Consider the following 13,744-nt stretch of genomic DNA (forward strand, 5'->3'; position numbering starts at 1 on the left):
CGCTCCGGTCAGAGCGTGAAGTCGACCGCCATGCGTCCGCCGGTGACGCTCCGGATGAACCCGACGACCTCCTGGTGGGCGGGGTGGGTCTGATAGGCCTGCAGTCCGTCGAGGTCGTCGACGTCGATCACGACGGCGACGTCCGCGTTGCCGGCGACGGCGGGGTCGTTGGTGCCGACCGTGAGCGAGCGGATCGCGGGGACGACCCCGTCGAGCCCCCGCAGCAGGCGGGCGACCTCGGCGGCGTGCGCGGCGCGGGTCTCGGCATCCTCGGCGGCCATGGTCCAGACGACGACGTGACGAATCATGCGGGCAGTCCTTCGGTGAGAGCGGCGCGCAGGCGGTCGGGCGAGACGCGCCAGTGGGCGTGCAGGCGGCCGTCGATGAGGACCACCGGGATCTTCTCCCACCACTGAGCGTAGAGCTCGGCGTCGTCGGCGATCGACAGCTCCTCGATCTCGACGGCGTCCTCGGGCAGGTCCGCCACTACGGTGTCGACGATCTCCCGGGCCACGTCGCAGAGATGGCAGCCGGGCTTGGAGATGAGGGTCAGCGCGGTCACGGCATCCATTCTCCCCCGCGCCGGGCAGGACGGAGCCGGGCAACACGAAGCGCCCCGGCGATCGGCGGACCGATCGGGGGCGCTCGGTGTTGCGGTGCCGCGTTACTTCTTGTTGCGGCGCTGGTGGCGAGTCTTGCGAAGCAGCTTGCGGTGCTTCTTCTTCGCCATGCGCTTGCGGCGCTTCTTGATGACTGAACCCACGGTAAACCTCACTAGATCGGGGTCTGGACGCGCTGTGAGCGCGTCCGGGAACGGCAAGACGGAAAAATGCCTCGGATCAGTCTAGCCGACCTCGGCGATAGGCCGTTGCAGTGCTTCCGTGACCGCCGTCTCGGGCACGCGGTAGCTGCGTCCGAAGCGCACCGCGGGGAGCTCGCCGGAGTGCACCAGGCGATAGACGGTCATCTTGGAGACACGCATGATGTCGGCCACTTCCGCGACCGTGAGAAAGCGCACATCCGAGATGCCCGACATCTGTGTCCCCTTACGAGTCCCCTGCGATGAATCACCTAACACTAGGGGTTCGGCGGGACGCGTGTAAACCGGTGTGACTGCTGTGATTCGCGTGATATCGCGGGCGATCAGCGGCCGGGCAGCTTGTTGAGGACGCTCGTGACGGCGTGCTTGGCGGATGCCGCGGCCCGCCCGACCACCTCAGCGGCGTGAGCCGCCGACTCGGGGAGGACGACCGGGGTGTATCCGGCGTCGTCGTCCCCAGTGGTCAGGAACGGGAGCAGCCAGTCGTCGACCTCGTCGAGCGGTGCCGGCGACAGGCTGTAGTACCGGTGCTGTCCGACCTCGCGGACCGACACGAGCGACGCCTCGCGCAGCACCTTGAGGTGCTTGGAGACGGTCGGCTGGCTGACACCGAGGGTCGACACGATCTGCGACACACTGGTGCCGTCCTGCGTGGATTCGCCACGCTCGCGCAGCAGCTGCAGGATGTCCCGACGGGTACCGTCGGCGATCACGTCGAAGATGTCCGCCATGACGGTAGGTTAGCCCGCACGGACGCCGGAGTACCATGACAACCGGTCCGAACGGGAAGGGGCGCCAGATGGCGGGCAAGGCCGTCGACGTGCGCGTCCCGCGAGACGCGTCCGAGTGGCGGCGTCGCGCTCGCGAAGCGGTGAAGGATCTCGCCACCGCCTCCCCCTCGCGCTTCGCCGTGCTGATCTTCTCCTCGTTGATCCTCCTGTTCACCGCGCTGTTCTCGCTGCCGATCGCGGCGGCCGACGGGCGGGCGACGCCGCTGGCCGACGCGCTGTTCACCGCGGTCTCCACCATCTGCGTGACGGGCCTGTCCACCGTCGACATGGCGACGCACTGGTCGCCGTTCGGTCACGTGCTCATCTACGTCGGCGTGAACGTCGGCGCGATGGGCGTTCTGACGCTCGCGTCGATCCTCGGACTCGTGATCTCCAAGCGCCTGGGCCTGCGCGCGAAGCTCATCGCCGCCGGCGACAGCAACCCGCTCCGCGCGCACGGCGGCCCGGTCAACGAGGACCAGACCGTGCGCCTGGGCGAGGTCGGTCAGATGCTCGCGACGGTCGCGCTCTCGACGCTCGTCATCGAGGGGGTCCTCGCGATCCTCATCTACCCGACCATGCTCTCCAGCGGCGTCGAGCCCATCACCGCCCTGTGGGAGGCGCCGTACTACTCGGCGATGGCCTTCACCAACACCGGCTTCACCCCGAACGCCGAAGGGCTCGACCCCTTCGCGCAGAACTACCTGTTCATGACGCTGCTGATGGCGGGCGTCTTCCTCGGCTCCATCGGCTTCCCGGTCATCTTCGCGCTCTGGCGCCACCGCTGGCACGTCCGCAAATGGACGCTCCACGCCAAGCTGACGATCATCACGACCGTCGCCCTGTTCGTCGCGGGTGCCGCCGCCTTCCTCCTGCTCGAGTACGACAACCCGCGCACGTTCGGCGCGATGAACGCCTGGGACACCACCTTCCAGGCGTTCTTCCTCTCCGCCATGACGCGCTCGGGCGGCTTCTCCGCGATCGAGGTCGGCGACCTCAGCGGGTCGTCACTCGTCGTCGGCTCGATGCTCATGTTCGTGGGCGGCGGGTCGGCCTCGACCGCCGGCGGCATCAAGGTCACGACCCTCGCCATCCTCGCCCTCGCGGTGTGGTCGGAGGCGAAGGGGCGCCAGAGCGTCACGGCGTTCGGCCGCCGCATCCCGAGCGACGTGCAGCGCGTCGCCCTCTCGGTCGTCGCCTGGGGAGCGACCATCTGCGCCCTGTCGACGATCATCATCAGCCACATCACCCGCGCGCCCGTCGATCAGGTGCTGTTCGACGTCATCTCCGGGTTCGCGACCGTCGGCTTGACGACCGGTCTCACCGAACGCCTCCCCGACTCCGCCGTGTACGTCCTCGCGGCCACGATGTTCATGGGGCGCGTTGGTACAGTGACTCTCGCCGCGGCGGTGGCCGCGACGAGCCGATCGCAGCTCTATTCGCTGCCCGTCGAAAGGCCGATCGTTGGTTGAGCAGCTGCGCAGCGACGCCCCCGTCCTCGTGATCGGACTCGGCCGCTTCGGCGCCGCGTGCGCCGGCGAGCTCGACCGCCTCGACCGCGACGTCCTCGCGATCGACGACAACCTCGACCTCGTGCAGAAGTGGTCGGAGCGGGTCACCCACGCCGTGCAGGCGGACGCCCGCAACGTCGAGGCGCTCAAGCAGATCGGCGCGCAGGACTTCCAGGTGGCGGTCGTCGCCGTCGGCTCCTCGATCGAGGCGTCGGTGCTCATCACCGCGAACCTCGTCGACCTGAAGGTGCCGCAGATCTGGGCGAAGGCGGTCTCGCAGTCGCACGGCAAGATCCTCTCCCGCGTCGGCGCGAACCACGTCATCTACCCCGAGCGGGAGGCGGGCGAGCGGGTCGCTCACCTCGTCAGCGGTCGCATGCTCGACTTCATCCGGTTCGACGACGATTTCGTCCTCGCCAAGATGTACCCGCCCAAGTTCATCCGCGGCGTCGGTCTGAACGAGTCCGGCGTCCGGTCGAAGTACCACGTCACCGTCGTGGGGGTGAAGAGCCCCGGCAAGCCGTTCAGCTACGCCGAGGCGAACACGGTCGTGACCAACCACGACCTCATCATCGTGTCGGGGACGAATTCCGACATCGAGCGGTTCGCCGCGCTCGACCGCTGAGCTCCGCCAGCGCCGCGCGTCAGGCGCCGGCGGCGAGCTCGCGGGCGCGGGCCAACGCGGCATCCGTCGCCTGTGCGAACAGCCCCTCGAGGTTGCCCGTCTGCAGCACGCCGATCGCGCGCTCGGTGGTGCCCTTGGGGCTCGTGACGCGGCGGCGGAGCTCGGCCGGGTCCTCCCCCGACGCCGCCAGCAGCGCGGCCGCGCCGATGAAGGTCTGCTCCGCCATGAGACGCGCGTCCGCTTCGCTGAAGCCCTTGCCCCGGGCGGCCTCGGTGAGCGCCTCGACGAGCAGGAAGACGTAGGCGGGTCCCGAGCCGGAGATCGTCGACAGGGCGTCGACCTGAGCCTCGGGGACCTCGATGACCGCACCGCAGGTCTCGAACAGACGCCGCACGAGCGCGAGGTGCTCGGCGGTTGCGGTGGTGCCGCCGGCGATGCCGGTGACGGCCGCGCCGACGACGGCGGGGGTGTTCGGCATCGACCGGATGACGGGGATCTGATCGCCCACGATCGCCTCGAAGGTCGCGATCGTGACGCCCGCGGCGAGACTCACGACGAGGGTGCCGGGGCGGAGGTCGCCGGCGATCTCGCGGAGGAGATCGGGCACCATCGCGGGCTTCACACCGATGAGGACGATGTCGGCGGATGCCGCGGCGTCGGTGTTCGCGGTCGGGGCGTCGGCCAGGGCGAGGCTCGTGACCCCCGGGAGCCCGGCGAGCTCGGCGGCCTTGGCGGCCGAGCGGTTGGTGACGGTGACGGACGTGCCCTGCCCCGAGCGGGCGATGCCCTGGGCGATGGCACCTCCCATCGAACCTGCTCCGAGGATCGCGACGGTCGGGAGGGGCTGGTGCGTCATATGTCCATCCTGGCATCCGACACCCGCCGCGGGGCGAGGAGGGTCTGGGGCGGTGCGGGGTCGCAGGCCTATCATCGGGACATGACCCTCCTCGACGGAATCACGTCCCGCATCATCGACACGGACCGCCTGAGCGTCAACATCCTCGAGCGCTCCGGGGATTCGCCCGACACCTCCACCGATCAGACGATCGTGCTGGTCCACGGCAACGTCTCCTCGAGCCTGTTCTGGCAGGAGCTCATGCAGGACCTGCCCGCGGAGCTGCGCGTCATCGCGATCGACCTCCGCGGATTCGGCGGCTCCGAGCACGCGCCCATCGACGCCACCCGCGGTGTCCGGGACTTCAGCGACGACATCCACGCCGCCCTCACCGCGCTCGGCATCGACGCCGCGCACTTCGTGGGCTGGAGCCTGGGCGCCGGAGTCGTGATGCAGTACGCGCTCGATCACCGGACGCTCTCGCTCACGCTGGAATCCCCCGTCTCGCCGTTCGGCTTCGGCGGCACCCGCCGCGACGGCACCCGACTGACCGACGACGACGCCGGCTGCGGCGGCGGAGCGGCGAACGCCGAGTTCGTGCGCCGCCTCACCGAGCGCGACACGACCGACGAGGCGGCCAGTTCGCCCCGGAGCGTCTTCCGCTCCGGCTACGTCGCCGAGGGGTACACGACCGAGTACGAGGACATCTGGGTCGAGTCGATGCTCAGCACCTCGACGGCCACCGGCAACTACCCGGGAGACGCGAAGACGAGCGAGAACTGGCCGGGCTTCGCCGCGGGCGAGAACGGTGTGCTCAACACCCTCGCGCCGGGGTACTTCAACGTGTCGGGGATCGTCGATCTCGACGAGAAGCCGCCGGTGCTCTGGGTGCACGGCGAGCTCGACGCGATCGTCTCCGACGCCTCGTTCTACGACTTCAACCACCTCGGTGCGCTCGGCCTCGTGCCGGGCTGGCCCGGCGAGGAGGTCGCTCCCGCGCAGCCGATGGTGGCGCAGACCCGCGACGTGCTGCAGCGCTACGCGGACGGCGGCGGCAAGGTCAGCGAGCTCGCGATACCCGGCGTCGGCCACTCCCCGCACCTCGAGCGTCCGGCGGAGTTCCGTCGCGCCCTGCTCGAGCTCATCGGCTACATCGGCGCTCCGCAGGACCCGGCGCCGCCCACCGAGGCGATCATCCTCAGCTCGTCGGACTGAACGGACTCAGGGGCGTCGACGCGCCTCGAAGAAGGCCGACAGCCGGGCGGCCGCATCGCCCGCGTGGAGGCCGCCGACGACCTCGGCCCGGTGCGGCAGTCGGCGGTCGCGCAGCAGGTCGTGCATCGATCCGGCGGCCCCTGCTTTCTCGTCCCACGCCCCGAAGACGACCCGTCCGACGCGAGACTGCAGGATCGCTCCGGCGCACATGACGCACGGCTCCAACGTGACCACGAGGGTGCAGTGCTCGAGGTTCCATGAGCCGAGAGCGGATGCCGCCTCTCGCAGCGCCACGATCTCGGCGTGCGCGAGGGGGTCGCCGTCACGCTCGCGCAGGTTCCGCCCCTCTCCGAGCACCGTCCCGTCGAGAGCGGTGACGACGGCACCGACCGGCACGTCGCCGTGCCCGGCGGCCTCGTCGGCCAGTTCGAGGGCCCGGCGCATGGCGATCTCATCGGTGGCGCGGACAGGCAGACTCACGCGCTCAGCGTAGCCCCGGTAGCCTGGACCCATGCGTGTCCACGTCGCCGACCACCCCCTCATCACCCACAAGCTCACGGTGCTGCGCGACGAGCGCACCTCGTCGCCGATGTTCCGTCAGTTGACGGAAGAGCTCATGACGCTGCTGGCCTATGAGGCGACCCGCAACGTGCGTGTCGAGGAGGTCGAGATCCAGACCCCCGTCACGCTCACCCGCGGCGTGAAGATCAGTGAGCCTCGCCCGCTCGTCGTGCCGATCCTGCGCGCGGGCCTGGGGATGCTGGAGGGCATGACGAAGCTCCTCCCCACCGCCGAGGTGGGCTTTTTGGGCATGGCCCGCAACGAGGAGACGTTCGAGCCGTACACGTACGCCGAGCGCCTCCCGGACGACCTGAGCGACCGCCAGTGCTTCGTCCTCGACCCGATGCTCGCCACCGGCGGCTCGCTCGGCGCGGCGATCGACTTCCTGTTCTCCCGCGGTGCGCAGGACGTGACCGCCGTCTGCATCCTCGCCGCCCCCGAGGGGCTCGCGGCGATCGAGAAGCAGGTCGGCGACCGCGACGTCACCCTCGTGCTGGGTTCGCTCGACGAGCGCCTCAACGAGAAGGGCTACATCGTGCCCGGTCTCGGCGACGCCGGCGACCGCCTGTACGGCACGGTCTGACGCGACGCCCCGCGCCCTGGCATCCGAGCGGCGTGCTTGACTGCAACGGATCCAGCGCGACACGCCGTCGAGCGGATGCCGCGGCCCGGCGTGTCCGCGGAATCCCTTGCACTTTCGCACGCTTCGCCAGCGCGCGCCGCAGGTTAGGCGCCCACGCCGACGAGCCGGGCGAACGCGCTGAGGCGGGCGACGCCCTCGGGGGTGCGCGGCAGGTCGTCGAGCAGTCCGGTGCTGTAGACGATGTACGCGGTGTGCATAGCGCGGCTCACCGCCACGTTGATCCGGTTCTGCAGCAGCAGGAACTCGAGCCCTCGCGGCGCATCGCGACCGGATGACGCCGCGAGCGACACGATCACGACCGCGGCTTCCTGCCCCTGGAAGCGGTCGACGGTCCCGACGCGCACGTCCCCGAAGCCGGCGGCGGCGAGGGCCTCCTCGACGAGCACCTGCTGCGCGTTGTACGGCGTGACCACGATGATGTCGCGGTCCGTGAGCGGGCGCGCCCCCGTCCCGTCGTTCCACGTCCGACCGCGCAGCCCGCGGACGAGCTCGACGACCCGCTCGGCCTCTTCGGGCGACTGCGTCGCATTGCGCGTGTGCGCCATCGGCACGGTGATGACCCCGGATGCCACGCCGTCGAGCGTTCGCACTGAGGTATCGGGGTGCGCCGCGAGGCGTCCGGCGTACGACAGCTCGGAGACGGGCGCGGCGACTTCGGGACGCATCCGCCGGGTCTGCGCGAGGAAGTAGCCGCGCTCCGGGGGGATCACCGAGGCGCCGTCCATGACCCACCCGAGCGCCGACGTGTCGACCGGCTCGGGGTGCGTGCCCTGACTCACCTGCGGGAGCTGCTGCGGGTCGCCGAGCAGGAGCACCCGCGAGGCGGCCATCGACACCGCGATGGTCGATGCGAGCGAGAACTGCCCGGCCTCGTCGATGACGAGCAGATCGAGGCTGCGACGGCCGATCCGGCCGGCGTGAGCGAGGTCCCACGCGGTGCCGCCGACCACGAAACCCGCCTGCTGCTCGGCGATGTAGGGCGCCATGCCGTTCTTCGCGATGACGGTGAACGACTCGGCGCCGGTCGCCGGGCCCTTCGGCGCCTTCGCGACCTGCGCCTTCGGCACCCCGGCATCCACGATCCGATCCAGCATGTGCTCGACGACGTTGTGCGACTGCGCCACCACCCCGACACGGAAACCGCGCTCGCGGACGAGCCGGGCGACGACGTGCGAGCCGACGTAGGTCTTCCCCGTACCGGGAGGCCCCTGCACCGACAGCGCACTGTCCTGCAACGCGACGAGGGCAGCGGCGATGTCGTCGATGTCATCGCCCGTGCGCGGGAGCGCGGCACCACCGGTCAGACGCGGCTGCCGACGCAGCAGGAGGTCGCTCGCGGGGTCGGCCGGCAGATCGCCGCCCGCCGCGAGCACGCCGTCCGCCCACTCGTCGATCGCTGCCTGCTGGCTCCCGGCCATCGGCGGCGCCTGCGGCGTGAGCGCGACGGGCAGCTCCTGCCACGTGAATCCCTGGTACGCGTTCTCCTCGATCACCACGCCGTCGTCCAGCACGTCGACGACCTTCACCGTCCGCGCGGCGTGGATCCAGCGCGGGCTCGTCTCGATCGGGAACGGCGCCGGGACCTCGTACACGGCATACGGGCTCTGCCCCTCGACGAGCCGCGTCCCGGGGGCGAGGTCGCCGCGAATCTCGACGACGCGGCGGTGCACGCGGGCGCCCTCGGGCAGGTGCCAGTCGGTGACGACTCGGCAGCGGTCGCGGTCGACCACGACGACGTCGCGGGTGTCCTCCCAGACTGACACCGGCTCCCGCAGCCGCAGGAAGTGCGTCGCCCAGAAGGTCTTCGCCTCGCGCGGGTAGTAGTCGATGGCCGCGGCTCCGAGCCGGAGCGCCTGCGCCGTCAGCTCGTCGGGGGCGTCGGCGGCGAGCCGTGACAGCGCCTCGGCGCGGTGCGACGGTTCGTAGACGACCTCCCCGGCGTCGGCCGCGCGCGACGGGACGAGGTTCGCCTCGCGAGCCCGGTCGACGAGCCAGTCCCGCAGGCGCCGGGTCGAGACGCAGTCGTAGCGGTTGTAGTCGGCGAGATCGTCGAAGATCTCCTGAGCGGATGCCGCGTCCCCGGCATCCTGCAGCGCGCGGGCCTCCACGTACCGGACGATCGAGTCGTCGCCGCGCTGCACGTCGCTCGTGCGCACCTCGGTGCCCATGTAGAGCGGCTCGAGCTTTTTGATGGAGTAGCTGCGCGAGCCGACCCGCAGCGCCCGTCGGACGATCGGATACAGGTCGACGAACACCCCCTCAGCGAGCAGCCGGTCGACGTCGGCCTCGCCGACGCCGTGACGGGCGGCCATGGCGAGCAGGTGGCTCGGCTCGTAGGGCGCGTAGTGGTAGATGTGCAGGTCGGGGTGGGTCTGCCGGCGAAGCTTCACGAACGCGAGGAACTCCACCAGCGCGGTCTTCTCGTCGGCGAACGAGTGCGCCCAGAGCGCCGTGTACTGCTCCTGGTCGTCGACCCATCCGAACAGGTAGTCGATGCCCCAGACCGTGGCCGGGCCCTCGGTGTAGAGCGGATCGCCCTCGAAGTCGAAGAACAGGTCGCCGCGACTCGGGCGCGGCAGTGCGCCGAGCGCCTTCGGGAAGACGACGTCGAAGGTGGGGACGGCCGGTGCGGTCGAAGGGGCGGGGGTCGTCTCGACGCCGCCCGCGGGGCTGGCCAGCTGAAGGCGGGCCTGCGTGCGGAGGTTGGAGAACGTGTCCCAGGACATCCGCGGCGGAGCGTCCCGGGCGGCGGCCAGGTCGTCGATCGTCGTGACACCGGCGGCGCGGAAGCGATCGCGCTGGACGGGCCGGATCCCGGCGACCAGCAGCAGGTCGCGGTGCGCGATGACCTCGAGATCGCACGTCGCGCAGCGTCCACAGGCGACGACGCGCAGGCCCCCGCGCTCGTCACCCCATGCGATCGGGGCGCCCGCGGCGCCCGACGCCACGTCGCGGTCGGCGATCAGCGCGCGGAGCCGGTCGCGTCGCAGGGCAAACACTGGCATCAGATCGCGCACGGCGTGCCGCGAAGTCGTCCCGTCGCCGAGGAGCAGCTCCACCCACGGCGAGCGCGGAACGCCGAGACGATCGAGCTGGTCGACGTAGGCGGCCAGCTGCATCAGGGCGGTGACACGCGCGTGGCGGGCGAGCTTGGAATCCTGCACGAGCCAGCGGCCGTCCTCGTCTCGCACCAGGAAGTCCGCGAACCCGACGAACTCGTCGGTCGCGAACGCGGCCTGGAAGACGACCTCGGCGGCAGGATCGGCCAGCGCCGCACCCGTCGCGGCGACCGCGGCGGCGAGCCCGTCGGCATCCGAGGAACGGGTCTCGGGGATCTCGACGACCGCGCCCTCGTGCGAGCGCCGGTACCCGGCGAGCACCCGGTGCTCGTGCTGCGTGCCGAGGCGTCCGGCTCGCTCGAGCGTGAGGTCTTCGGGGTCGGCGACCGCGTCGAGGCGCCCGAGTTTCGCATCGATCGCGCGCAGCCACGCGAACTCGCATTCGGCCGCGGCCTTCAGGTCGCTCGCACTCCAGATGATCCGGCCCTCGTCACTGATGTATCGCATCTCACCCCTCGCCTCGACCCTAACCGGGGCTCCGGACACTCCTCCCGCCGCCCTCGTCCGAACGCGTCCGTGATCCGGCCGCTCCCACCTGACAGACTGGGGCGGTGACCCAGGACCTGCCTTTCGAGAACCCGTACCGGCACGGCTACGCGCGGGTGGCCGCCTGCACCGTCCCGGTGGCACTGGCCGATCCGGCCGCCAACGCCGACGCCGTGATCGAGGCGGCGCGCGCGTTCGACGCCGACGGGGTCGCCGTGGCCGTCTTCCCCGAGCTGGGGCTGTCGGGCTACTCGATCGAGGACCTCGTCCTGCAGGACCCGGTGCTCGATGCCGTCGAGACCGCGCTCCTGCGCATCGCGACCGAGGCCGCCGACCTCCTGCCGGTGCTGTTCGTGGGCGCGCCCCTGCGCCACGGCAACCGCATCTACAACTGCGCTGTCGCGATCCACCGCGGGGAGATCCTCGGGATCGCGCCGAAGTCCTACCTGCCCACCTACCGCGAGTTCTACGAGCGACGCTGGTACGCCCCTGGCGATGACACCGTCGGGCAGTGGTTCGACCGCGGCGGCATCTCCGCCCCGTTCGGGCCGGACCTCATCTTCGAGGCCGTCGACATCCCCGACCTCCGCATCCACGCCGAGGTCTGCGAGGACGTCTGGGTGCCGGTGTCCCCCTCCGCCACGGCCGCCCTCGCCGGTGCCACCGTGCTGCTGAACCTCTCGTCGAGCCCGATCACGATCGCCCGTGCCGAAGACCGCCGCATCCTCGTGCAGTCGCAGTCGCTGCGCTGCCTCGCCGCGTACGTCTACGCGGCGGCCGGCCAAGGCGAGTCCACGAACGACGTGTCGTGGGACGGCCAGACCATGATCTACGAGGGCGGCAACCTGCTCGCTGAGACCGAGCGCTTCCCGGAGGGGCCGCGACACGCGATCGCCGACGTCGACCTCGACCGGCTCCGCCAGGACCGCGCCCGGCAAGGCACCTTCGACGACAACCGGCGCACCCAGCGCATCACCACCGACGCCGTCGATGCGGACTTCCGCACCGTGTCGTTCGGGCTCGGTGTCCCGGCATCCGTCACGGGGCTGCGCCGCCCGCTCGACCGCTTCCCGTTCGTGCCTGATGACCCCGCCCGTCTCGACCTCGACTGCTACGAGGCCTTCAACATCCAGGTCTCGGGGCTCGAGCAGCGCCTGCGCGCGATCGGTCAGCCGAAGCCGGTCATCGGCGTCTCGGGCGGCCTCGACTCGACCCACGCGCTGCTGGTCGTCGCCCGCGCCATGGACCGGATGGGTCGCCCGCGCAGCGACGTGCTCGCGTACACGATGCCCGGCTTCGCGACGAGCGACCACACCAAGTCCAACGCGATCGCCCTCGCCGAGGCGCTCGGCGTCACGATCGAGACGATCGACATCCGCCCGATGGCCACCGAGCTGCTGCGCGGCATCGACCACCCGTTCGCCGACGGCGAGCCGGTCTACGACGTGACCTTCGAGAACGTGCAGGCGGGCGCCCGCACCGATTTCCTCTTCCGCCTCGCCAACCAGCACGGCGGCATCGTCATCGGCACCTCCGACCTGTCCGAGCTCGCCCTCGGCTGGGCCACGTACGGCGTCGGCGACCACATGGCCCACTACGGCGTCAACGCGGGCGTGCCGAAGACCCTCATCCAGCACCTCATCCGCTGGGTCATCGCGCACAGCGACGACGACGGCACGACGCTGACCGACCGCGCGAAAGAGGTGCTGCAGTCGGTGCTCGATACCGAGATCAGCCCCGAACTCGTGCCGGCCGGCGCCGACGGCAAGGTGCAGTCCACCGAGGACACCATCGGCCCCTACGCGCTGCACGATTTCACGCTCGCGCAGGTGCTCCGCTTCGGCTTCCGTCCCTCCAAGATCGCCTTCCTCGCGGAGCAGGCCTGGGCGGATCCGGATGCCGGCGCCTGGCCGCCCGGATTCCCCGCCGACGAGCGGTACGCGTACGACCGCGAGACCATCGTGCGGTGGCTCCGGGTGTTCCTGCAGCGCTACTTCGGCTTCGCGCAGTTCAAGCGGAGCGCCGTGCCCAACGCCCCGAAGGTCGCCGCGGCCGGTTCGCTGTCGCCGCGCGGGGACTGGCGGGCGCCGTCGGACGGCAACGCCCGCGTCTGGCTCGCCGAGCTCGACGCAGCGCTCGGCTGAGCGGCATCCGCTCGCTCGGGAGAGCCAGCACCGGCGGCGGCCCCGGGCTCTCGCAGGCCTGACGCGTGTGAGCCGAGGAAGCCGGATGGGATGATGGAGGCATGAAACTCCTGGTCGCCGCGCTGGACTCCGAACTCGTCGCCTTCCCCGCTGAACTCGAGGGCTTCGACCGGCTGGTCACGGGCGCCGGCAAGCTGCGGGCGGCCTACGCGCTGACACGCGCGCTGGATGCCGCGTCGTACGACGAGATCGTCGTCGTCGGCACCGCGGGGTCGGTCGACCCGAGCATCACCGGAGTGCACGAGGTGGTCGCCGCGATCCAGCACGATGTGTCGGACGTCGCCGGCATCGCCGGGCAGCACGTGTCCCTCCCACCGCGGGTGACCGTCGGCGAGCGCGAGGGCACCGTCATCGCGACCGGCGACCACTTCGTCGACGATGCCGAGACCGTCGCCGCGATCCGCGAGCTCGGCGGCGTGCTCGTCGACATGGAGACGTACGCCTACATCTGGGTCGCGCAGCAGTTCGGCACGCCAATCCGGGTGCTCAAGGCCGTCTCCGACAATGCGCAGGACGACGCGATCACCGACTGGCGTGCGACAGTCGCCGCGTGCAGCGCGCAGCTGCGGAACCGGGTGCGGGAGCTCTACGCGGTCTGACCGAGGTCAGACGCTGCGGCGGCTGAAGAACCAGCGCAGCAGCAGGAAGACGATCAGCGCGACGACGACCACGACGGCGAGCTTGGCGATGAAGAAGATCGCCTTCAGTGCGATGTCGACGATGATCCACGCGATGACCACGGCGGCGATGACGCCGAGAATCGTCCACAGCGAGCCCTTGTTCATGCCTCCAGCCTACGGAACCGCATCCTGAGCGGACGCCACAACGCCCCCGGCTTCGGATGCCGGGGGCGTTGTTCCGGGGGGGTGGAGGGCTGTCGCTCAGTTGGATGAGGCGGACGCGACCGAACCGGCGCTGGCAGCCGACGCGGGGCTCGCAGGCGACGCGGGGCTGG

At 70.8% G+C, this 13,744-nt stretch carries 15 protein-coding genes; 6 read left to right on the forward strand and 9 right to left on the reverse strand.

What is annotated here, in order from left to right:
* Positions 1-8: 8 nt before the first annotated feature.
* The 5 genes from ACHFGS_RS01180 to ACHFGS_RS01200 form a co-directional block, all read right to left on the reverse strand.
* Positions 9-308: a Dabb family protein gene (locus ACHFGS_RS01180; protein ID WP_394279176.1), complete on the reverse strand. Its 300-nt coding sequence runs from the start codon at positions 306-308 to the stop codon at positions 9-11.
* Positions 305-562 (reverse strand): glutaredoxin family protein, encoded by a 258-nt coding sequence (locus tag ACHFGS_RS01185; protein ID WP_394279175.1) that lies wholly within the window; start codon positions 560-562, stop codon positions 305-307. The genes ACHFGS_RS01180 and ACHFGS_RS01185 overlap by 4 nt, the downstream gene beginning before the upstream one ends.
* A 102-nt stretch (positions 563-664) precedes the next feature.
* Positions 665-763: a 30S ribosomal protein bS22 gene (locus ACHFGS_RS01190; protein WP_003792170.1), complete on the reverse strand. Its 99-nt coding sequence runs from the start codon at positions 761-763 to the stop codon at positions 665-667.
* Positions 764-844: 81 nt separating this feature from the next.
* Entirely contained in the window at positions 845-1,036 is a 192-nt protein-coding gene (locus tag ACHFGS_RS01195) for a helix-turn-helix domain-containing protein (RefSeq protein WP_394279174.1), read from the reverse strand.
* Positions 1,037-1,143: 107 nt separating this feature from the next.
* Positions 1,144-1,551 carry an ArsR/SmtB family transcription factor gene (locus tag ACHFGS_RS01200; protein WP_394279173.1) on the reverse strand — a complete coding sequence of 136 codons (408 nt, stop codon included), beginning with the start codon at positions 1,549-1,551 and terminating at the stop codon, positions 1,144-1,146.
* A gap of 68 nt (positions 1,552-1,619) precedes the next feature.
* Here ACHFGS_RS01200 and ACHFGS_RS01205 point away from each other — a divergent pair, with 68 nt between their 5' ends.
* Both ACHFGS_RS01205 and ACHFGS_RS01210 read left to right on the forward strand, forming a co-directional pair.
* Positions 1,620-3,062 carry a TrkH family potassium uptake protein gene (locus ACHFGS_RS01205; protein ID WP_394279172.1) on the forward strand — a complete coding sequence of 481 codons (1,443 nt, stop codon included), beginning with the start codon at positions 1,620-1,622 and terminating at the stop codon, positions 3,060-3,062.
* A complete protein-coding gene (locus tag ACHFGS_RS01210) occupies positions 3,055-3,726 on the forward strand; it encodes a potassium channel family protein (protein ID WP_394279171.1) in 672 nt (223 codons plus the stop codon). Before ACHFGS_RS01205 ends, ACHFGS_RS01210 begins: the two co-directional genes overlap by 8 nt.
* A 19-nt stretch (positions 3,727-3,745) precedes the next feature.
* On the opposite strand, the gene proC is transcribed toward ACHFGS_RS01210, so the two are convergent.
* The gene (proC, locus tag ACHFGS_RS01215; protein ID WP_394279170.1) at positions 3,746-4,582 is read right to left on the reverse strand and encodes a pyrroline-5-carboxylate reductase; all 837 of its coding nucleotides are present in this window, start codon (positions 4,580-4,582) and stop codon (positions 3,746-3,748) included.
* Positions 4,583-4,663: 81 nt separating this feature from the next.
* Here proC and ACHFGS_RS01220 point away from each other — a divergent pair, with 81 nt between their 5' ends.
* Entirely contained in the window at positions 4,664-5,776 is a 1,113-nt protein-coding gene (locus ACHFGS_RS01220; RefSeq protein WP_394279169.1) for an alpha/beta fold hydrolase, read from the forward strand.
* 6 nt (positions 5,777-5,782) lie between these two features.
* Here the strand turns inward: ACHFGS_RS01220 and tadA are convergent, their stop codons facing one another.
* A complete protein-coding gene (gene tadA, locus ACHFGS_RS01225) occupies positions 5,783-6,256 on the reverse strand; it encodes a tRNA adenosine(34) deaminase TadA (protein ID WP_394279168.1) in 474 nt (157 codons plus the stop codon).
* A gap of 31 nt (positions 6,257-6,287) precedes the next feature.
* Between tadA and upp the strand changes: the two genes are divergently transcribed.
* Entirely contained in the window at positions 6,288-6,920 is a 633-nt protein-coding gene (upp, locus tag ACHFGS_RS01230) for a uracil phosphoribosyltransferase (protein ID WP_394289071.1), read from the forward strand.
* 143 nt (positions 6,921-7,063) lie between these two features.
* On the opposite strand, the gene ACHFGS_RS01235 is transcribed toward upp, so the two are convergent.
* A complete protein-coding gene (locus ACHFGS_RS01235) occupies positions 7,064-10,546 on the reverse strand; it encodes a TM0106 family RecB-like putative nuclease (RefSeq protein ID WP_394279734.1) in 3,483 nt (1,160 codons plus the stop codon).
* A 104-nt stretch (positions 10,547-10,650) separates the two neighbouring features.
* Between ACHFGS_RS01235 and ACHFGS_RS01240 the strand changes: the two genes are divergently transcribed.
* Both ACHFGS_RS01240 and ACHFGS_RS01245 read left to right on the forward strand, forming a co-directional pair.
* Entirely contained in the window at positions 10,651-12,729 is a 2,079-nt protein-coding gene (locus ACHFGS_RS01240; RefSeq protein ID WP_394279735.1) for an NAD(+) synthase, read from the forward strand.
* A 101-nt stretch (positions 12,730-12,830) separates the two neighbouring features.
* On the forward strand, positions 12,831-13,388 hold the full coding sequence (locus ACHFGS_RS01245) for a nucleosidase (RefSeq protein WP_394279736.1): 558 nt from the start codon (positions 12,831-12,833) through the stop codon (positions 13,386-13,388).
* A 6-nt stretch (positions 13,389-13,394) separates the two neighbouring features.
* On the opposite strand, the gene ACHFGS_RS01250 is transcribed toward ACHFGS_RS01245, so the two are convergent.
* Complete coding sequence (locus ACHFGS_RS01250) at positions 13,395-13,574, reverse strand: hypothetical protein (RefSeq protein ID WP_394279737.1); 180 nt, start codon at positions 13,572-13,574, stop codon at positions 13,395-13,397.
* Positions 13,575-13,744: the final 170 nt, after the last annotated feature.

The organism is Microbacterium sp. (genome assembly GCF_043427715.1).
In the GTDB taxonomy this organism is placed as follows: Bacteria; Actinomycetota; Actinomycetes; order Actinomycetales; family Microbacteriaceae; genus Microbacterium.